The sequence below is a fragment of the Pseudomonas sp. NPDC086112 genome, from assembly GCF_044746425.1.
In the GTDB taxonomy this organism is placed as follows: Bacteria; Pseudomonadota; Gammaproteobacteria; order Pseudomonadales; family Pseudomonadaceae; genus Aquipseudomonas.
Map to the genome: position 1 here is coordinate 34,707 of NZ_JBIVCD010000005.1, position 17,253 is coordinate 51,959.

The 17,253-nt window shown below is 59.8% G+C and carries 21 protein-coding genes and 1 pseudogene; 12 read left to right on the forward strand and 10 right to left on the reverse strand.

Features of this window, described 5'->3' with window-relative positions; translation table 11 throughout:
- Positions 1 to 442: pseudogene (gene fabI / locus ACIPLA_RS05405) on the forward strand (enoyl-ACP reductase FabI); the annotation flags it as partial.
- Positions 443 to 621: 179 nt separating this feature from the next.
- Here the strand turns inward: fabI and ACIPLA_RS05410 are convergent.
- The gene (locus tag ACIPLA_RS05410; RefSeq protein WP_218396272.1) at positions 622 to 1,488 is read right to left on the reverse strand and encodes a LysR family transcriptional regulator; all 867 of its coding nucleotides are present in this window, start codon (positions 1,486 to 1,488) and stop codon (positions 622 to 624) included.
- Positions 1,489 to 1,602: 114 nt separating this feature from the next.
- On the opposite strand from ACIPLA_RS05410, the gene ACIPLA_RS05415 reads away from it, so the two are divergent.
- Positions 1,603 to 2,028 (forward strand): VOC family protein, encoded by a 426-nt coding sequence (locus tag ACIPLA_RS05415; protein ID WP_401172103.1) that lies wholly within the window; start codon positions 1,603 to 1,605, stop codon positions 2,026 to 2,028.
- 35 nt (positions 2,029 to 2,063) lie between these two features.
- On the opposite strand, the gene ACIPLA_RS05420 is transcribed toward ACIPLA_RS05415, so the two are convergent.
- The 4 genes from ACIPLA_RS05420 to ACIPLA_RS05435 form a co-directional block, all read right to left on the reverse strand.
- Positions 2,064 to 2,675 carry a GGDEF domain-containing protein gene (locus tag ACIPLA_RS05420; protein WP_401172106.1) on the reverse strand — a complete coding sequence of 204 codons (612 nt, stop codon included), beginning with the start codon at positions 2,673 to 2,675 and terminating at the stop codon, positions 2,064 to 2,066.
- Between the two features lie 73 nt (positions 2,676 to 2,748).
- On the reverse strand, positions 2,749 to 3,327 hold the full coding sequence (locus ACIPLA_RS05425; protein WP_218396279.1) for a hypothetical protein: 579 nt from the start codon (positions 3,325 to 3,327) through the stop codon (positions 2,749 to 2,751).
- Position 3,328: 1 nt separating this feature from the next.
- A complete protein-coding gene (locus ACIPLA_RS05430; RefSeq protein ID WP_401172108.1) occupies positions 3,329 to 5,497 on the reverse strand; it encodes a molybdopterin cofactor-binding domain-containing protein in 2,169 nt (722 codons plus the stop codon).
- Positions 5,498 to 5,521: 24 nt separating this feature from the next.
- On the reverse strand, positions 5,522 to 5,977 hold the full coding sequence (locus ACIPLA_RS05435) for a (2Fe-2S)-binding protein (RefSeq protein WP_007906916.1): 456 nt from the start codon (positions 5,975 to 5,977) through the stop codon (positions 5,522 to 5,524).
- A 370-nt stretch (positions 5,978 to 6,347) separates the two neighbouring features.
- Here ACIPLA_RS05435 and ACIPLA_RS05440 point away from each other — a divergent pair, with 370 nt between their 5' ends.
- Together ACIPLA_RS05440 and ACIPLA_RS05445 are read left to right on the forward strand one after the other, a co-directional pair.
- Complete coding sequence (locus tag ACIPLA_RS05440) at positions 6,348 to 6,851, forward strand: VOC family protein (protein ID WP_123495117.1); 504 nt, start codon at positions 6,348 to 6,350, stop codon at positions 6,849 to 6,851.
- 34 nt (positions 6,852 to 6,885) lie between these two features.
- Entirely contained in the window at positions 6,886 to 7,719 is an 834-nt protein-coding gene (locus tag ACIPLA_RS05445; protein WP_401172112.1) for a helix-turn-helix domain-containing protein, read from the forward strand.
- A gap of 156 nt (positions 7,720 to 7,875) precedes the next feature.
- On the opposite strand, the gene ACIPLA_RS05450 is transcribed toward ACIPLA_RS05445, so the two are convergent.
- Complete coding sequence (locus tag ACIPLA_RS05450) at positions 7,876 to 8,463, reverse strand: LysE family translocator (RefSeq protein WP_218396286.1); 588 nt, start codon at positions 8,461 to 8,463, stop codon at positions 7,876 to 7,878.
- A 242-nt stretch (positions 8,464 to 8,705) separates the two neighbouring features.
- Here ACIPLA_RS05450 and ACIPLA_RS05455 point away from each other — a divergent pair, with 242 nt between their 5' ends.
- From ACIPLA_RS05455 to ACIPLA_RS05465, 3 genes are all read left to right on the forward strand, one after another.
- Positions 8,706 to 8,918, forward strand: coding sequence for a DUF1059 domain-containing protein (locus tag ACIPLA_RS05455; RefSeq protein ID WP_008074349.1), 213 nt, complete (start codon positions 8,706 to 8,708; stop codon positions 8,916 to 8,918).
- Positions 8,919 to 9,068: 150 nt separating this feature from the next.
- Positions 9,069 to 9,359: a hypothetical protein gene (locus ACIPLA_RS05460; RefSeq protein WP_192343663.1), complete on the forward strand. Its 291-nt coding sequence runs from the start codon at positions 9,069 to 9,071 to the stop codon at positions 9,357 to 9,359.
- 392 nt (positions 9,360 to 9,751) lie between these two features.
- Positions 9,752 to 10,372 carry a LysE family translocator gene (locus ACIPLA_RS05465; RefSeq protein WP_218396288.1) on the forward strand — a complete coding sequence of 207 codons (621 nt, stop codon included), beginning with the start codon at positions 9,752 to 9,754 and terminating at the stop codon, positions 10,370 to 10,372.
- 3 nt (positions 10,373 to 10,375) lie between these two features.
- Here ACIPLA_RS05465 and ACIPLA_RS05470 read toward each other — a convergent pair whose 3' ends face one another.
- The gene (locus ACIPLA_RS05470) at positions 10,376 to 10,789 is read right to left on the reverse strand and encodes a VOC family protein (RefSeq protein WP_218396290.1); all 414 of its coding nucleotides are present in this window, start codon (positions 10,787 to 10,789) and stop codon (positions 10,376 to 10,378) included.
- A gap of 125 nt (positions 10,790 to 10,914) precedes the next feature.
- On the opposite strand from ACIPLA_RS05470, the gene ACIPLA_RS05475 reads away from it, so the two are divergent.
- From ACIPLA_RS05475 to ACIPLA_RS05490, 4 genes are all read left to right on the forward strand, one after another.
- Positions 10,915 to 11,997 carry a bifunctional transcriptional activator/DNA repair enzyme AdaA gene (locus ACIPLA_RS05475; protein ID WP_401172117.1) on the forward strand — a complete coding sequence of 361 codons (1,083 nt, stop codon included), beginning with the start codon at positions 10,915 to 10,917 and terminating at the stop codon, positions 11,995 to 11,997.
- A gap of 45 nt (positions 11,998 to 12,042) precedes the next feature.
- Positions 12,043 to 12,855, forward strand: coding sequence for an isocitrate lyase/phosphoenolpyruvate mutase family protein (locus tag ACIPLA_RS05480; protein WP_218396294.1), 813 nt, complete (start codon positions 12,043 to 12,045; stop codon positions 12,853 to 12,855).
- A gap of 75 nt (positions 12,856 to 12,930) precedes the next feature.
- Positions 12,931 to 13,548 carry a DNA-3-methyladenine glycosylase gene (locus tag ACIPLA_RS05485; protein WP_123495125.1) on the forward strand — a complete coding sequence of 206 codons (618 nt, stop codon included), beginning with the start codon at positions 12,931 to 12,933 and terminating at the stop codon, positions 13,546 to 13,548.
- Between the two features lie 198 nt (positions 13,549 to 13,746).
- Positions 13,747 to 14,235 carry a GFA family protein gene (locus ACIPLA_RS05490; RefSeq protein WP_401172121.1) on the forward strand — a complete coding sequence of 163 codons (489 nt, stop codon included), beginning with the start codon at positions 13,747 to 13,749 and terminating at the stop codon, positions 14,233 to 14,235.
- A 106-nt stretch (positions 14,236 to 14,341) separates the two neighbouring features.
- Here the strand turns inward: ACIPLA_RS05490 and ACIPLA_RS05495 are convergent, their stop codons facing one another.
- Positions 14,342 to 14,950 carry a tRNA-(ms[2]io[6]A)-hydroxylase gene (locus ACIPLA_RS05495; protein WP_038984135.1) on the reverse strand — a complete coding sequence of 203 codons (609 nt, stop codon included), beginning with the start codon at positions 14,948 to 14,950 and terminating at the stop codon, positions 14,342 to 14,344.
- A gap of 161 nt (positions 14,951 to 15,111) precedes the next feature.
- Between ACIPLA_RS05495 and ACIPLA_RS05500 the strand changes: the two genes are divergently transcribed.
- On the forward strand, positions 15,112 to 15,975 hold the full coding sequence (locus ACIPLA_RS05500) for a universal stress protein (protein ID WP_401172125.1): 864 nt from the start codon (positions 15,112 to 15,114) through the stop codon (positions 15,973 to 15,975).
- A 129-nt stretch (positions 15,976 to 16,104) separates the two neighbouring features.
- On the opposite strand, the gene ACIPLA_RS05505 is transcribed toward ACIPLA_RS05500, so the two are convergent.
- Both ACIPLA_RS05505 and ACIPLA_RS05510 read right to left on the reverse strand, forming a co-directional pair.
- A complete protein-coding gene (locus tag ACIPLA_RS05505; protein WP_048394589.1) occupies positions 16,105 to 16,575 on the reverse strand; it encodes a DUF1289 domain-containing protein in 471 nt (156 codons plus the stop codon).
- A 433-nt stretch (positions 16,576 to 17,008) separates the two neighbouring features.
- Positions 17,009 to 17,253 (reverse strand): hypothetical protein (locus tag ACIPLA_RS05510; protein ID WP_401172129.1); only part of this gene is annotated, 245 nt, incomplete at its 5' end.

Below are 17,253 nucleotides of genomic sequence, written 5' to 3' on the forward strand. Positions count from 1 at the left end.
TCACGACATCAGCGCCTACAGCTTCGTGGCCCTGGCCAAGGCTGGTCGCGAAATGATGAAAGGCCGCAATGGCAGCCTGCTGACCCTGTCCTACCTGGGCGCCGAGCGCACCATGCCGAACTACAACGTAATGGGCATGGCCAAGGCTTCGCTGGAAGCTGGCGTGCGTTACCTGGCCGGGTCCCTGGGCCCGGATGGCACCCGCGTGAACTGCGTATCGGCCGGCCCGATCCGCACCCTCGCCGCTTCCGGCATCAAGAACTTCCGCAAAATGCTGGCGGCCAACGAAGCGCAAACCCCGCTGCGTCGTAACGTCACCATCGACGAAGTCGGCAACGCCGGCGCCTTCCTGTGCTCGGACCTGGCGTCCGGCATCAGCGGCGAAATCATGTACGTAGACGGCGGCTTCAACACCACCGCCATGGGCAACATCGAAGAGTGATCTTCGGTTAGCCATTAAAAACCCGCCTCTTCAGGCGGGTTTTTTTATGGCTTCAATTCCAGGATTGACGCGGTCAAATGTGGGAGCGGGCTTGCTCGCGAAAGCGGTGCGCCAGTCGACACTTTCTGTATGCCGTACACCGCCTTCGCGAGCAAGCCCGCTCCCACAGGGGTTAGCGTTTAGTCATCGATCTGTGTCAAACACCGCGCAAACAACTGCTGGATCGGTTGTGTGCGCTGGCTATAACGCTGCAACAGCACGATCTCCCGGTAGAACGTCAGCTCACCCAACGGGATGATCCGCACCTTCGCCCCATGCTCAAGCCACAGCCCAGCCTCGGGCAATAGCGAAACACCCAGCCCGCATTCGACCATTTTGACGATAGCTTCCAGCTCATCCAGCTCCAGAGCTACCTGCACATCAATCTGCTGCTCACGTAAAAAGCGAGTCACCAAGCGCCCACCGAAAGAATTGCGGTCGTAGCGTACGTGGGGATGGTTGGCGAGTAACTGCAGCGGGTCGTCGCCCTCAAGGTCTGCCGGTACGATCAGCACAAACGGCTCCCGGCGAATGACTTGCACCGACAATTCCTTGGGCAATTCAAACGGTGGCTTGATCAGAATCGCCAGATCCACTTCGCCGGTGTCCACCTGACTCAACAGGCTCAGGGATACCCCCGGCACCAGCTTCGCCTCCAGCAATGGCGCCTGCTGCCGGAGTCGCAACAGCGCGCGCGGCAACAACCCGGTCTGGGCGGTGGCCACCGCGCCGATCTTCAATTCGCCACGAAACTCGCCGACGCTATCACTGACGGCCATGCGGCTGAAGGTCTCAAGGATTTCCCGAGCCATCGGTAACGCCCGCTGCCCCGCGGCGTTGAGAACCGCCTGACGTCCGGTGCGATCGAACAGGCGAATGCCCAACGCCTGTTCGAGGTTGCGGATCTGCGCGCTGACCGCCGACTGGGTCAGGCCAATGTGCATGCCTGCCGCAGCGAACGTGCCATGACGCGTCACGGCAATGAAGGTTTTCAGTTCCCGCAGCATGCGGCTCTCCGATTGATCGAAATAATTTGAGCTCGTCGCAAAAACTATCGTCTTTCAATCAAAAAGCACAGGACTAAACTCGGTCTTAACGCTCAACCCGTCGAGGCACGTCCGATGCAACTGTCCCCTTTTCACTTGGCCATCCCGGTTTACGACTTGGCCGCTGCCCGGTGCTTCTATGGTGAAGTGTTCGGCCTGGAAGAAGGTCGCTCCAGCGACCACTGGGTCGATTTCAACTTTTTCGGCCATCAACTGGTCATTCATCTGGCACCGAAAAACGCTTCTCAGGAAGCCGCCCACACCAACGCCGTGGATGGCCACGACGTACCGGTGCCGCATTTCGGTGTGGTATTGGGGATGACGGAATGGGAGGCCCTGGCCGAGCGTTTGAAAGCCCTTGGCACGCGCTTCGTGATCGAACCGGGTATCCGCTTTCAGGGATTGGTGGGCGAACAGGCGACGATGTTTCTCTTCGACCCCTGCGGCAATGCCCTGGAGTTCAAGGCATTCAAGAACATCGACCAGTTGTTCGCCAAATGATCCGAGCACGTTGCAGCGCTATTGCAAGACGCCATTCAACAATGACGGACGTCGCGCAGCGCCTTATCGGCCGAAGCCAGCAAGTCTTCCGCCGTCTGGTGTAGCCGAGGATCAAACTCGATCTGCCCGATACTGAAGCGAATGTCATAGCCACGATGCGCCGTGGCATTGCGTTCATCGAGTATTTCTTCGAGGCGCGCTCTGATCGCGGCGATTTCCACGGCGTCGGTGCCGGTCAACAAGGCAGCAAACTCATCGCTGCCGAGCCGGCCGATCACATCGCTTTCACGAAAGGCGATGCGCAGGACATCGGCAAAGGTTTTCAGGGCGTTGTCGCCCTCGGCGCGACCGTACAGCTGGTTGATGCGCTTGAAATCATCAAGGTCGAAAAACAGCAGGGTCGCGGGTATGCCCAACTGCTGACAGGCCTCCAGCGCCAACCGGGCCAAAGCCTCGAAGCCATGACGATTGGAGAGCAGCGTCAATTCATCCATGCTCGCCATCTGCACACCCGTCAGTTCTTGCTCGGCCTTTCGCGCCAGGTCGCGCAATACATCGCGATCCTGCGCCGCGCTGTCGAGGATGTTCGGTGCACGCAAGGCATCTGCGCCAACGCCGGGTTTAAACGATTTGCCTGGGGTTAACATCACTCACTCCTTGATGGGTATGAACGTTAGAGTCGCTCATACCCGGTATGACTCCCTATAAACGCGCCGCTGGTCAGCTTCCTGCCACCGGACACGGCCCTCCAGCATCGGCCCAGAGCTTGAACTGGGTGACAAAAATGTCGTGGGGCACCGGCACCGGCGCCCGTCCCTCGCCCGGGCGCCAGCCCCAGAGCACCAGTTTGTCCTCGCTGACGTGCTTGATCAGCGCCGCAAAATCACGGTCGCCATTACTGGAACGATCCTTGATCATCGCGCACAACTTGTCGGCTGGCAGCCCAATCCAGGCCATCTTGTGTGCGGCTGGCGGCAGGCTCCAATGCGGTGCTCCGGGTGGAGCGTTGGGACCATAACTGGCCGGCGGATTGCGTTCGGCATGACAACTGGCACATGGCAAACCGGCTGCGCCTTTGCCGTCCAGGCCGCGAACCACATTCATTGCGTGAGGAACACCGGCGTCGAACTGCAACGGTGAATCGCCGGGGATATGACAGTTCTGGCAACGCGGGCTCTGGAACACTTTCTGCACCGTGTCGAACGCCTTCACCGCCTCTTTATCATCAGCGAACAGGTCCGAGGTATAACCACCCAGGCCAATCAGCATCACCGCGCCCCAAAATATATGTCGTCTCATCTCACACCCCCGACAGTTGCAACGGCAGTTCCCGCAGACGCTGCCCGGTCAGGGCAAACACCGCGTTCGCCACGGCCGGCGCCACGGGCGGTACACCGACCTCGCCGATGCCGCCGGGCTTGTCGCTGCTGGGGACGATATGCACCTCGACCACCGGCATCTCGTTCAGGCGCAGGACCTGATAATCGTGATAATTGGACTGTTCCACCTGACCGTCCTTGAACGTCAGTTTGCTGTGTAAGGTAAAACTGAGACCAAAGGTGATGCCTGACTCCATCTGCGCGGCGATGCTCTGCGGATTGACCGCAATGCCGCAGTCCACCGCACACACCACCCGGTGCACGCGAATCGCCAGATTGTCCTGGGACACCTCGGCCACCTGGGCGACATAACTGCCGAAAGACTCATGCACCGCCACGCCCAATGCGTGACCGTCTGGCAACGGTGCTTTCCAGTTGGCTTTCTCTACTGCCAGATTCAGGACGCCCAGATGCCGCGGATGCGCCTTGAGCAAAGCGCGTCGGTATTCCACCGGGTCCTTGCCGGCGGCGTCTGCCAGTTCGTCGATCAACGACTCCATGACGAATGCAGTGTGGGTGTGCCCCACCGAACGCAACCACAGCACGCTGATGCCGGTTTGCGGCGAATGCAGTTCGACTTGGTGGTTGGCCAGCCCCTCAAGGTAAGGACTGTCGGCCACGCCTTCGACGGAGGTTTTGTCGATGCCATCCTTGACCATGGTCGCCGCGAACGAGGTGCCAGTCAGAATCGACTGCCCGACCAGCACATGCTTCCAGGCCATTGGCATGCCGTCGGCATCCAGGCCGATGCGCGCTTGATGCAGGAACGCCGAGCGGTAATAACCGCCGCGAATGTCATCCTCTCGGGCCCAGACGGTTTTTACCGGCGCGCCCGCCGCTTTGGCGACGTACACGGCTTCGCTGACAAAATCCGAGGTCGGGTTGGCCCGACGCCCGAAACCGCCACCGAGGAATTGGGTGTGGATATCTACCTGTTCGGGTTTGAGCCCGGTGATCTTCCCCGCGATCATCTGATCCAGCGTCTGAAACTGCGTGCCGGTCCAGATTTCGCATTTGTCCTTGGAAATTTTCACCGTGCAGTTGAGCGGCTCCATCGGCGCGTGAGCAAGGTATGGCACGCTGTATTCGGCCTCAATCGTCTTCGCCGCGTTGCCTAGCGTCGCCATCACATCCCCGGCCTGACTGGCGGAAGTGCCGGGGGTGGCGGCGAGTTTACGGAAGCTTTCCAGCAGTTGTTGACTGTCGAGCCCGGCGTTCGGCCCCAGGTCCCATTCGACCTTCAGCGCATCGCGCCCCAGCTTCGCCGCCCAATAATGATCGGCAATCACCGCGACACCCGTGGGCACCTGCACCACTTTGTGCACGCCCGGCACCGCCAGCGCCTCGGCGCCTTCGAAGGATTTGACGCTGCCGCCGAACACCGGCGGGCGAGCGACCATCGCCGTCATGAGTCCGTCGAACTGCACGTCCATGCCGAACTTCGCTTGCCCAGTGATTTTCTCCGGAGTGTCGAGGCGCTTGGTGGGTTTGCCGATGATCTTCCAGTCTTTGGCTTCCTTGAACTTGATCGAAGCCGGATCCGGCACTGGCAGCTTGCCAGCGTCATCCGCCAATTCGCCGTAAGTGGCGCGCTTGTCGCCGGCCATGACCACGCCCGATTCGGTGCGAATCTGCGAAGGCGCCACGTCGAATCGCTTGGCCGCCGCCTCGATCAGCATCAAGCGCGCCGCCGCTCCGGCCTGGCGATAGCGGTCGAACTCCATCCAGGTCGACGTCGAACCGCCGGTGATCTGCATCCCGCCAAACGCCGGCAGGCCATAATCGGCCGCCGAGGCCGGTGCATGTTCGACACGGATTTTCGACCAGTCGGCGTCCAGCTCTTCGGCGATCAACATGGTCAGGCCGGTCCAGATGCCCTGGCCCATTTCCGAATGACCGAGCAGCACGGTGATGCTGTTGTCGTTGCCAATGCGTAAAAAGGCATTGGGGGCGAAGACGTTTCCTTGATTCTCGGCGCCTAGGGCAAAGCGATTGGCACCGGGGATGACAAACGCCACCACCAGACCGCCGCCCAACACCGCACTGCCCTTGAGAAAACCGCGACGCGAGACAGGGTTGATTCTGTTCATGGGTCAGCTCCCTTCGACGTGGTATCAACCGATCTCGGCGGCGCGTTTGACCGCGGCGCGGATTCTTGGGTAGGTGCCGCAGCGGCAGATGTTGCCGGACAGCGCCTGGTCGATGTCGCTGTCGGTGGGCTTGGGGATCTTCGCCAGCAACGCGGCCGCCGACATGATCTGCCCCGACTGGCAATAGCCGCACTGAACCACGTCGAGTTCGGCCCAGGCTTGCTGGACCGGGTGCGACCCATCAGCGGACAAGCCTTCGATGGTGAGAATTTTCTGCCCGTGGGCCACCGCCGTGGCAGGCGTGATGCAAGAGCGCAGCGGCGCGCCGTCGACGTGTACGGTGCAAGCGCCACACTGGGCCATGCCGCAACCGAATTTGGTGCCCGTCAGGTGCGCGACATCGCGCAGCACCCAGAGCAACGGCATGTCCGCCGGGACATCCAGTTCCTGGTCCTTGCCATTGATATTAAGGGTCAGCATTGCGGGTTTCCTCAGACTCACGGTGTTCTGAAGGGGCGCCTCTGCCTCGGCGCCATCATTTTTGTGTAGGAGCGAGCGGTGCGGCGATCCGACTTACCTGCGAAGCACGATAACGCGGTGTGACAGCAATGACGCCTTCGCGAGCAAGCTTCGCTCCTACAAGGTCGGCGGGTTACGCGCGCCTTGGGTTATCCCTACAGCTAAGCGCAATTTGACCCACAAGCCATGTTCATCGACCACCGGTCGCCGCCCATTCGCTCCAAACGGGTTGGGGAAACTCTCACGACTTGTCGATCTATGGCACAACCGGACCACCACAGGCTGACTACGCTGATAATCCAGAGTGATTAACCCGCAGAGGAGCACCGCCATGCACCGCGTTCAAAAACTCACGCCTTGCCTGTGGTTCGACGATCAGGCCGAGGACGCCGCGAAGTTTTACTGCGCGATCTTCGATCATTCCAAAATCGCCGGCATCACCCATTACGGCAAGGCCGGTCAGGAAATCCACGGCCGGCCGGAAGGTTCGGTGATGACCGTCAGTTTCGAACTCGATGGGCAGAGCTTCACCGGCCTCAACGGTGGCCCGGTTTTCAAGTTCAATGAGGCGATCTCATTCCAGGTCAATTGTCACACTCAGGAAGAAGTCGACCACTTCTGGGGGCGCCTGTCTGCGGGCGGTCCCGTTGAAGCCCAGCAATGCGGCTGGCTCAAGGATAAGTTCGGCGTGTCGTGGCAGGTCGTGCCGGTCGTTCTGATGGACATGATGAAAGACCCCGACACAGCCAAATCCCAGCGCGCCATGGCGGCGATGCTGCAAATGAAAAAACTCGACATCGCCATGCTGCAACGAGCCTTTGACGGCGAGAGCTAATACACTCCAGAGCTGAACCGCCGAGGACGCCAGGATGAAGCACTCCGTCACCAAAGATGCTGACAAAGCCCCGCGCTTCTGGCGTGACGACGCGCTGCCCTTCATCGAAGCCCGTTCCATCGCCGACGGTCGCGAGGTCTGCTACAGCCGGCATTCCCATGCGCACTTTTCCATTGGCGCGATCACCGCCGGGCGCAGCACCTATATTCACGAGCAATCGGAGTTTCAGGTCAGTGCCGGCACCGTGGTGCTGATGAATCCGGGCGATGTGCATGCCTGCAACCCGATCGACGACCAGCCGTGGTCCTATCTGATGCTGTACGTCGAGACGCCTTGGCTGACCGATTTGCAGCATCAGCTCGGCTTCAGCCAGGACTCGGCGTTTCGCCGGTTTTCCATCACTCACAGTCGTGACGCCGAGCTGTTTGCTGGCCTGAAGAATTTGTACGAGGTGTTGATCGACCCGCAGCAAGACGTGCTGCGCAAGCACAGCGCGGCGGTGGAATTTTTCACCGACGTGCAACAGCGGCTCAACCCTGTCGAGCAACCGCTGCGCGAACCCAATTTCAAGCTGGAACGGGCCGCCGACTATATCCGCGACAACTGCACGCACATGCTCAAGCTCGAGGATATTTGCGAGGCGGCGCAACTGTCGCCGTCGTACCTGATCCGCGCGTTCAAGCAGCATTACGGCATGACGCCCCATGCGTTTCTGATCAACCGGCGCATCCAGTTCGCGCAGGAACAACTGCGTAGCGGCAAGTTGATTGCCGATGTGGCGCTGGAAGCCGGGTTTGCTGATCAGGCGCATTTTCAGCGCGCGTTCAAACAGCATCTGGCGGCGACACCGGGGCAGTATCGCGGTTGATGCCAACACAAAATCCCCTGTGGGAGCGGGCTTGCTCACGAAGGTGTCAGGTCAGTCGACATCAATGTTGAATGACACACCGCTTTCGCGAGCAAGCCCGCTCCCACAGGGAAAGCATTGGCAATAAGAGTTGTGCCGGTAACCACCATTGCAAACCTACGGCAGCAGCAAATACCCCGCACTCACCGCCAGCAACAACGCCATGACCCGATTGAACAGGCGCATCCCCGCCGGGTTGCTCAGATAGCCGCGCAAAAACGTGCCGGCATAGGCCCAGCAACCCACCGACAAGTAGCAGATCACCAGATACACCGCCGCAAACTGCCAAACCAGCCGCGCCTCGCCATCGGCGACAAACGCGCCCATCCCCGCCACACAGGCCAGCCAGGCTTTCGGGTTGAGCCATTGCATCACCGCGCCATACAGCATCGATGGCGCCCGCCCCGACTCCTTGGCATCGAGTTGACCGTTATCAGTGGCCAATTTGAAAGCCATGAACAACAGAAACGCCACCCCCGCCCATTGCACCACCCGCGTCAGCGCCGGCCAACGCTGCAACACCTCATGCAATCCCAACCCCATCAGCACCAACAGCAGAACAAACCCCAGGGTCGCCCCGGTCACATGCCGTTGACTGGCGCGAAAGCCGAACTGCGCGCCAGAGCTCAACGCCACAATGTTCACCGGTCCCGGTGTAATCGAAGCTGCCAGCGCAAACGCGGCCATGGAAAGAATCAGACTCATTGCATACCTTCTTCAATTCAGTTGAACCAGGCTTCAAGGTAATGAGCAGCCTGAACGCCGTATTGAAGAAAACACCCCTCTGCGTCATTGCAAGCCTGCCACGATGCGCCTTGTGGCGAGCCTATACTCTAAGAGTTGGCACACTCGAAGCGACCTGCAATCGTGTTTGATGTACGGGGTATCGCGTCGAGTGATCGTTCACGCAGGCCACGGCCTGCCTTCGTCGTAGGGAGGAAAAGATCATGGCGCGTAAATACATCGACTGCCGCGAGTTTCCAAGCGATTCCAAATGCTCGGTCGCGCTGTCCGCAGACTCTGAAAACGAACTGCTCGAGGCCGCCGCACAGCATGCGGTCAGCGTTCACAAGCACACCGACTCACCGGAACTGCGTGCGCAACTGAAGACGATGTTTCACGACGGTACTCCGCCTGTTGAAGCACCACGTCCCGCGTAGGAGCTGCCGAAGGCTGCGATCTTTTGATCTTGATCTTCATCAGGACCGCCGGGAACATAAATAGGGATACATAAAAAGGGACAGACCACGATTTAAGGCATATGCCGAGCAATCGTGGTCTGTCCCCTGTTTTCCCCAAAGGAGACGACCATGTATGCGGTTATAAGAACCTACCTGGGTGCTGGAGCAAAGCAGCTTTTCGAGCTTTTGGAACAGCGCAAGGCCGACGTCGAAGCTACCCTGCGGACAGTGCCAGGCCTGGTAAGCTACACACTGCTGAACACGGGTGATGGCGGTACGGCGGTGACTGTTTGCACGGACAAGGCCGGCAGCGATGCGAGCTTGAAAGTCGCACGCGACTGGATTCAGAAGAATGCCTCGAATATTCACGCAAACCCGCCGATCGTGACGGAAGGTCCGGTGATTGTGCAGATCAAATAGTGTGCCTTTCCGGTTGATCGCTGAATGACGAAGGAGATCCCTTGTAGGAGCCAGGCTTGCCGGCGAAGACTCTTAAGGACGCCTTCGCCGGCAAGCCTGGCTCCTACATGTCCGATTTACCCTTAACTGACCAGCATTCAATGCCAGCCAGTTAAGGCGCAGAACCTGTGGGAGCGGGCTTGCTCGCGAAGGCGTCAGGTCAGTCGACATAAATGTTGAATGACACACCGCTTTCGCGAGCAAGCCCGCTCCCACATGGACTGCGCTAACCGACTGACATTAGCGCTAACCAAGCCGGCACAAGTGTATGGCGATTTGCGTTCACCGCTGTATGGGCCGGCCCACTCGTCACTCATGATAAAAATACGGTTCTCGTTACTGGAGCCGTCGTCATGGACCTCGCCACCCTCACCCTGTTTCTCCCGGCCTGCTTCGCCCTGAACATGGCTCCCGGCCCGAACAATCTACTGTCGGTCAGCAACGCTACCCGTTATGGCTATCGTCGCGCCTGCGTGGCCGGCGTCGGTCGTTTGCTGGCGTTTGCCGGGATGATCGCCCTGGCCGCCGCCGGGTTGTCGGTGGTGCTGAAAACCTCGGAATGGCTGTTTTATGCGATCAAGATCATCGGCGCCGCTTACTTGTTGTACCTGGCCTGGCAATTGTGGCGCGCCAATCCCGAGGCCGAGCAGCTTGTGACCGCCGCACCAATTGGTATTGTCGCTCTGGCGCGGCAGGAGTTTCTGGTGGCTGCGGGTAATCCCAAGGCTATTTTGCTGTTCACCGCATTCCTGCCGCAATTCGTCGACCCGACTCGACCGATTGCCGCGCAATTCGTCGTACTCGGCGCGTTGTTCCTGCTGCTGGAATGGATCGCCATCAGCGCCTACGCCTACATGGGCCTGCACATGCGCCGCTGGTTCGCCGAACCACGGGGCAAGCAGATCTTCAACCGTTGCTGCGCGGGATTGTTGTCGGCTGCGGCCTCAGTGTTGTTGATGGCGAAACGGGCCTGAACTTTACCCTTGGGACGGCCCTTTCAGTTCGACCTGATTGCCGTCCGGATCGAAGCAATAGATCGACAGCCCGTGGCCTTCGGCGCCGAAACGCACGGCGGCTTTCTCGGGGGGCAGGCCGAAGGACTGCAAGTGACTGACCAGCGCTTCCTCGTCGAACGGTTCGATGCGCAGGCAGAAGTGATCGACGTTGCGCCGTTCGTGGCCAGCGGCAGCACCGCCCTTGCGGCCGAGTTCGCCCTGGATGTCGACGAGGTCGATCATCGAGGTGCCCGCACGCAAATGCACCAGGCCCAGATCGTCACGGCGCTTGACCAGTTCGGCGCCGAGTACCTCGCCGTAAAAAGTGATACTTCGTTCGAGATCCTTGACGCGCAGGACGATGTGATCGATGTGTTTGATCGTGAACGGTTGCATAGGATGATTCCTGTAAATATCGTTTACAGCATGACCGGCGACCCGATGACTGTAGCGCAGGGCCACAAAAATTCACTGTCGATTTTCCGGTGGAGGCGCCGGGCGACGCAGCATATGCTCAGCCCATGAACCTACAAAACGCTGTGCTTCCGCCCCACGCCGAGATGGTTCGCGCCATGCTCGAACGCGACACCGCCTACGAGGGGGTGTTCTTTACCGCGGTCAAAACCACCGGCATTTTCTGCCGCCCCGGCTGTACGGCGCGCAAACCGAAGCCGGAAAACGTTGAGTTTTTCGCCCATGCCGATGAGGCGATGTCGGCGGGCTATCGGGCCTGTCTGCGTTGCAAGCCGCTGGACGCCGCGGCCATCGCGCCGGACTGGGTGCAGCGGCTGCTCAAATCCGTGGACGCCGACCCCGATCTGCGCTGGACCGATGCCCAGTTGCTGGCCGAGGGCATCGAGCCGCTGAAACTGCGCCGCTGGTTCAAGCAGCATTTCGGCATGACCTTTCACGCCTGGCTGCGCAGCCGGCGCCTGGGCATCGCCCTCGGTGGCATCAAACAGGGCGCATCCATCGACAACGCCGCGTTCGACTCCGGCTACGAATCCCTGAGCGGCTTTCGCGATGCGTTTCAAAAGTCGTTCCATATCACGCCCGGCCGCGCGGCCCACAGCGAGCCGCTGCTGTTCACTCGACTGACCACGCCGCTGGGGCCAATGATCGCCATGGCCGAACAGCGTGGCCTGGTGCTGCTAGAGTTTCTCGATCGACCGGCATTGACCAAGGAAATCGAAGAATTGCAGAGCCGTTATGGCTACGCCGTGGTACCCGGACACAACGGGCATTTGCAGCAGACTGAACAAGAACTGGCGCAATACTTCGCTGGTAAACGAACCGAATTCAACATGCCACTGCACCTGCCCGGCAGCGCTTTCGCCCGGCAGGTATGGGCCGAACTGATGAAAATCCCCTACGGCCAGACCACTACTTATGGCGCCATCGCCGCACAACTGGGCAACCCCGGCGCCAGTCGCGCCGTGGGCCTGGCCAACGGACAAAACCGCTTGGCGATTATCCTGCCCTGTCACCGGGTGATCGGTGCAGACGGCTCGTTGACCGGCTATGGTGGAGGACAGCCGCGCAAGGCGTTTCTGCTCAGGCTGGAAAGCGCCGCGGTGCAAATCACCGAGCAACTCGCGTTCTGATCACGCCACCGTTTATTCAAAAAAAGTCATAAGGAAGGACATTCGATGGACACACTCGACAATCAATTCCATCAACTGCACCAGAGCGGCCTGCTGATTCTGACCAACGTCGCCGATGCCACCGGGGCGCGACTGGTGGAACAGCTAGGCAGCAAGGCTGTCGCCACCAGCAGCGCTGCGGTGGCTTGGGTTCACGGCTACCCGGATGGCAATACCTTGCCGCTTGAACGTCTCGTTTCCACCGTTGAATCCATCGCCCGAGTCATCACGGTGCCGTTGACCGTGGACATTGAGGCCGGTTATTCCGATGACCTGGGTCGGGTCGCAGAAGTGATCGACGCCGTCATCGCCGCCGGTGCCGTGGGGATCAATATCGAGGACGGTGCTTCGCCGCCCGAGCTGCTGGCCCACAAGATTGAAATCGCTCGCCAGGTTGCCAATCGCCGGGACGTGAAGTTGTTTATCAACGCTCGCACCGACGTGTATCTCAAGGGCTTGGTACCGGCCGAAGATCGCGTCGCAGAAACACTCAAACGGGCCGCGTTGTATCAGGCCGCAGGGGCCGACGGGCTGTTCGCGGCGGGCGTCACGGCGGCGTATGAGATTGAAGCGTTGTGCCGTGGCACGACGCTGCCGGTGAACGTGCTGGGTTTCGCGGGCCTGCCTTCGCCTGAAGAACTGCAAACCCTCGGCGTGCGCCGTTTGAGCGCCGGCTCGAGCATCGCCGAATTCCTCTACGGCGCCATGGCGTCGGTAGCCAAAAGCTTTCTGGAAACCGGAAAACTCGATAGCAGCGACCTCAAGGCCTTCACTTATGGCCAAGTGAACGCCCTGCTGGCCTCCTCCGGCAAAGTTTGACCGCAAGCAATGGAGTGCGGCGCTGCGGAGTGAGGGCTAATCTCCCCCGCAGTCACCCGCGCTTCAGGAAGCTCCATGCCCGACACCTACCAACTGGCCAGCGAATTTCTCTCGGCCCTCGACGCCGACTGGCAACGCCACATCAGCGCCATCGGCCCCTGCCTGCATCAGCCCCATGCGGCTCGCGATCCTTACGAATCGCTGGTGCGGGCAATTGCCTATCAGCAACTGCATGCCAAGGCCGGCGATGCGATTGTCGGCCGGCTGCTGGCGTTGTTTCCGGCGAGCACCTTCCCAAGGCCTGAGCAGATTCTGGCGACCGACTTCGAGCAGATGCGTGGTTGCGGGTTTTCCGCCAGCAAGATCGCGACCATTCAGGGCATTGCTCAGGCCGCTCTGGACGGCGTGGTGCCGGATTACGCCACGGCGCTGGCGATGGACGATGAAGCCTTGATCGAGCGCTTGATCACCTTGCGTGGGGTGGGTCGCTGGACCGTGGAAATGCTGCTGATCTACAGCCTGGAGCGGCCGGACATTTTACCGGCCGATGACTTTGGCGTGCGTGAGGGTTATCGGCGGCTGAAGGGGCTGGAAGTACAGCCGACTCGTAAGCAGATGATTGAAATCGGGATGGCGTGGCGCCCTTATCGGACGGTGGCGGCGTGGTACTTGTGGCGGGTGCCCGGGCGGTAGACCGCGTTATCGTTCTTCGCGAGCAAGCCCGCTCCCACATTAGATCTTCAGTGAACGCAGATTTTGTGTACGAAAACGATTAAGTGTGGGAGCGGGCTTGCTCGCGAAGAGGCCCGCCCAGCCAACATAAATTCAACTGACAAGGAACACTGACAGTCTAGGCTGTCCTGAGTCATCCCAACCTCATTGGAGGTTCCCATGCAGCTCGAAGGCTCCTGCCATTGCGGCGCGGTGTCGTTCAGCCTGACCAGCGCCCACCCCTACCCTTATCAACGCTGCTATTGCTCGATCTGTCGCAAGACCCAGGGCGGTGGCGGTTATGCGATCAACATCGCTGGCGATGCCGCCAGCCTGAAGGTGCGCGGTCGCAAGCACATCTCGATTTACCATGCGCGGCTCAAGGAAAAAGGTGACATACGCGCCCATCGCAGCACCGCCGAGCGGCATTTCTGTTCCGTTTGCGGCTCGGGACTATGGCTGTTCAGCCCTGAATGGCCGGAATTGATTCACCCGTTTGCCTCGGCCATCGACACTCCGTTGCCGGTACCACCGGAACACACGCATCTGATGCTCGGCTCCAAGGCGCCATGGGTAGAAGTCGAGGCGCATCCGGGCGACCACCAGTTCGACGTCTATCCCGAAGAATCCATCGCCCAATGGCATGAGCGCCTGGGTTTGAGCCGTTAGGTCGCTTTACAGTCTTTGACAGTTCCCGACGCAATTGCAGGAGCACGGCTTGCCGGCGAAAGCGTCCTTGAGATCGCCTTCGCGGGCAAGCCTCGCTCCTACAAGGTTATGCGGCGGCGGGCACACCACTGTGAAAGCGAAACTCCACATCCGGCGACTCGATCAGCGCCTGCTCGGCGTCACGAACCTTGTCGATCACTTGTGCGATGTCCTTGGCGTCACCGTACTGATAGGCCAGTTTCAGGTAACCCTGGAAATGCCGCGCCTCGCTTTTCAGCAGGCCGAAGTAGAACTTGCCCAGCTCTTCATCCAGATGCGGCACCAACGCCTCGAAACGCTCGCAGCTGCGGGCTTCGATGAAGGCGCCGACCACCAGCGTATCCACCAGCTTCACCGGTTCGTGGCTGCGCACCACTTTGCGCAGCCCCGAGGCGTAGCGCCCGGCGGACAGCTGACGCAGCCCGATCTTGCGCTTTTTCATCAGGCGCATGACCTGTTCGTGGTGCACCAGCTCTTCCCGGGCCAGACGCGACATCAGGTTGATCAGATCGACGTGGGAGTGGTACTTGGCAATCAGGCTCAACGCCGTGCTGGCCGCCTTGAATTCGCAGTTTTTGTGGTCGATCAGCAGGGTTTCCTGATCGGCCAGCGCGGCCTGGACCCAGCCATCAGGCGTGCGGCAGCCGAGGAACTCGTGAATTTCGGGAAGGATCATGGGGCTCACGGATAAAAGGTACAAAACGAAGGGCGCCGATTATACCGGCCTGCCGACAGACCACCAGACGCCAACCGTTGATATGCATCAAGTCGCCGAATGCCGGTCAGCAACTATAGTTGTCCAACGCAGTGTTTTTTATCTTCATGGAGATCCCGATCATGCAAGCCATTCGCAGCATCCTGGTGGTCATCGAACCCGAACACTCGGAAAGCCTGGCGCTTAAACGGGCCAAACTGATCGCTGGCGTGACCCAGGCCCATCTGCACCTGCTGGTCTGCGATAAAAAGCATGATCACGCTGGCATGCTTGGCGTGCTCAAGGCTGCGCTGGTGGCGGACGGTTACAGCGTCACCACCGAACAGGCCTGGAACGAAAGCCTGCACGAAACCATCGTCGAGGTGCAGCAAGCCGAAGGCTGCGGGCTGGTGGTCAAGCAGCATTTCGCTGACAGCCCGCTGAAAAAAGCTCTGCTGACCCCGGCGGACTGGAAACTGCTGCGCTACTGCCCTACCCCGGTGCTGCTGGTGAAAACCTCGAAGTCCTGGACCGGCGGCGTGATCCTGGCGGCCATCGATGTTGGCAACATCGACGGCGAACACCGTACCTTGCACGCCAGCATCATCGATCATGGCTACGACATCGCCAGCCTGGCCAAGGCCCATTTACACGTGATCAGCGCTCACCCATCGCCGATGCTGTCGGCGGCCGACCCGACGTTTCAGCTCAAGGAAACCATCGAAGCCAGTTACCGCGAGCAGTGCAAGGCGTTCCAGGCCGAATTCGATATCGATGACGACCATCTGCACATCGAGGAAGGCCCGGCGGATGTGTTGATTCCGTTCATGGCCCATAAACTGGGGGCATCGGTGACGGTGATCGGCACCGTGGCGCGGACCGGGTTGTCGGGGGCGTTGATCGGGAATACGGCGGAGGTGGTGCTGGATGCGCTGGAGAGCGATGTGCTGGTGCTCAAGCCGGATACGATCATGGATCATCTGGAAGAGATCGTGACCCAGCATTGAGATTTTTGGCGTCAGATAAATAGCCTTCGCGAGCAAGCCCGCTCCCACATGGGATCTCCATTGGACATGAAATTTGTGAACGACACAGGTCCAATGTGGGAGCGGGCTTGCTCGCGAAGCTTTTAAGGTTTAACCGCCAAACGCATCCTTGAGAAACCCCGGCGCAATGTAGCGCTGGTAATGCGCTTCCGAGAGCAGAAAAAATTCCCGATCAATGGCATCGCGCAATTCCGGCAGGTTCCAGTCGCGGAACTCCGGCAGCAGCACCATCCCGTAGGCTTCCAGATTGTTGATAACCCGCGCCCCCCGGGCGATCAGCTGATAAGCCCAGCAATATTCCGACTGATGCGGCACAAAGCGGATCTTGCGCTGCTCCAGCTGCAGACGCAGCAACGCGGGATCGAAAATTTCCACCTTGCTGGCCATCACTTGCGATAACAGTTGCTCAAGACGCAGCCACACCGCGCGTTTTTCTTCCTCGTTGTAACCGTTCCAGTGAATCACTTCATGGTGGAAACGCTTGCAGCCACGGCACACCAGGTCACCGTAAACAGTGGAGCAGAGGCCGACGCAGGGGGTCTTGATGGTCTGATTGGGCATAGGTAGGCAAAACACGGGAAAGCAGAACAGGTCGGCATGTTAGCCCTTTGTCTAACATTCATCACCCCTCAAAATTCGAGGGCTCAGGGTCTATTGGACTTTGGTGACGGCCGCGACGGATGCCCGCTTGGTGCAGGGCAAGGCGCGAGGAACGCAGTTTGGTTGTTCCAAATAAGTTCCGAGCAACGCCGCCCTGCACCAAGCGGGCTCCGTCCCTTCGGGTTGCGTGCCAACGTGCGCGAGGCTGCGTTGCAGGATTTGCCAAGGGAACAACCATTGGCGGCATCCCGCGCCTTGCCTCGCACACGTTGGCCCAGCAACGCGGCTCGCCACCAAAGTTCAATAGACCCTGACTTACCTTTAATTTTTTTTTGCCGTAGAATCAGCCAGCCTTTTAAGGCGCCAATGTCCGTTAGAAGCTGTTTTCAAAGCGTCACGAGCACAGTCGTTCCTTCAGAGCGGTGTTGGCGAAGGGTTTTTCAGCGGTGAAAAACCTGACGCCAACCCTCATCAGCTCCCCGTTCTGCAGGCGTAAAACTTTGAAAGCAGCTTCTGTAAGGAATTGCCGGTAATTCTGGCTAAGCGGCCCACAACGCCACGCAGCGCATGAGTACGGCAATTTCGGGATGAGCGTCCCGGACACCCATTTGGGACCACTGATGAGGAAGACGGATGGCG

What these genes read in the sequence shown, in the direction of transcription:
- ACIPLA_RS05500 (WP_401172125.1), top strand. Translation starts at nt 15,112, where the DNA reads ATGCAAGCCATTCGCAGCATCCTGGTGGTCATCGAACCCGAACACTCG.
- ACIPLA_RS05425 (WP_218396279.1), bottom strand. Translation starts at nt 3,327, where the DNA reads ATGAGACGACATATATTTTGGGGCGCGGTGATGCTGATTGGCCTGGGT.
- ACIPLA_RS05480 (WP_218396294.1), top strand. Translation starts at nt 12,043, where the DNA reads ATGGACACACTCGACAATCAATTCCATCAACTGCACCAGAGCGGCCTG.
- ACIPLA_RS05435 (WP_007906916.1), bottom strand. Translation starts at nt 5,977, where the DNA reads ATGCTGACCCTTAATATCAATGGCAAGGACCAGGAACTGGATGTCCCG.
- ACIPLA_RS05460 (WP_192343663.1), top strand. Translation starts at nt 9,069, where the DNA reads ATGTATGCGGTTATAAGAACCTACCTGGGTGCTGGAGCAAAGCAGCTT.
- ACIPLA_RS05410 (WP_218396272.1), bottom strand. Translation starts at nt 1,488, where the DNA reads ATGCTGCGGGAACTGAAAACCTTCATTGCCGTGACGCGTCATGGCACG.
- ACIPLA_RS05440 (WP_123495117.1), top strand. Translation starts at nt 6,348, where the DNA reads ATGCACCGCGTTCAAAAACTCACGCCTTGCCTGTGGTTCGACGATCAG.
- ACIPLA_RS05505 (WP_048394589.1), bottom strand. Translation starts at nt 16,575, where the DNA reads ATGCCCAATCAGACCATCAAGACCCCCTGCGTCGGCCTCTGCTCCACT.
- ACIPLA_RS05485 (WP_123495125.1), top strand. Translation starts at nt 12,931, where the DNA reads ATGCCCGACACCTACCAACTGGCCAGCGAATTTCTCTCGGCCCTCGAC.
- ACIPLA_RS05455 (WP_008074349.1), top strand. Translation starts at nt 8,706, where the DNA reads ATGGCGCGTAAATACATCGACTGCCGCGAGTTTCCAAGCGATTCCAAA.
- ACIPLA_RS05465 (WP_218396288.1), top strand. Translation starts at nt 9,752, where the DNA reads ATGGACCTCGCCACCCTCACCCTGTTTCTCCCGGCCTGCTTCGCCCTG.
- ACIPLA_RS05420 (WP_401172106.1), bottom strand. Translation starts at nt 2,675, where the DNA reads ATGTTAACCCCAGGCAAATCGTTTAAACCCGGCGTTGGCGCAGATGCC.
- ACIPLA_RS05490 (WP_401172121.1), top strand. Translation starts at nt 13,747, where the DNA reads ATGCAGCTCGAAGGCTCCTGCCATTGCGGCGCGGTGTCGTTCAGCCTG.
- ACIPLA_RS05475 (WP_401172117.1), top strand. Translation starts at nt 10,915, where the DNA reads ATGAACCTACAAAACGCTGTGCTTCCGCCCCACGCCGAGATGGTTCGC.
- ACIPLA_RS05495 (WP_038984135.1), bottom strand. Translation starts at nt 14,950, where the DNA reads ATGATCCTTCCCGAAATTCACGAGTTCCTCGGCTGCCGCACGCCTGAT.
- ACIPLA_RS05415 (WP_401172103.1), top strand. Translation starts at nt 1,603, where the DNA reads ATGCAACTGTCCCCTTTTCACTTGGCCATCCCGGTTTACGACTTGGCC.
- ACIPLA_RS05445 (WP_401172112.1), top strand. Translation starts at nt 6,886, where the DNA reads ATGAAGCACTCCGTCACCAAAGATGCTGACAAAGCCCCGCGCTTCTGG.
- ACIPLA_RS05470 (WP_218396290.1), bottom strand. Translation starts at nt 10,789, where the DNA reads ATGCAACCGTTCACGATCAAACACATCGATCACATCGTCCTGCGCGTC.
- ACIPLA_RS05430 (WP_401172108.1), bottom strand. Translation starts at nt 5,497, where the DNA reads ATGAACAGAATCAACCCTGTCTCGCGTCGCGGTTTTCTCAAGGGCAGT.
- ACIPLA_RS05450 (WP_218396286.1), bottom strand. Translation starts at nt 8,463, where the DNA reads ATGAGTCTGATTCTTTCCATGGCCGCGTTTGCGCTGGCAGCTTCGATT.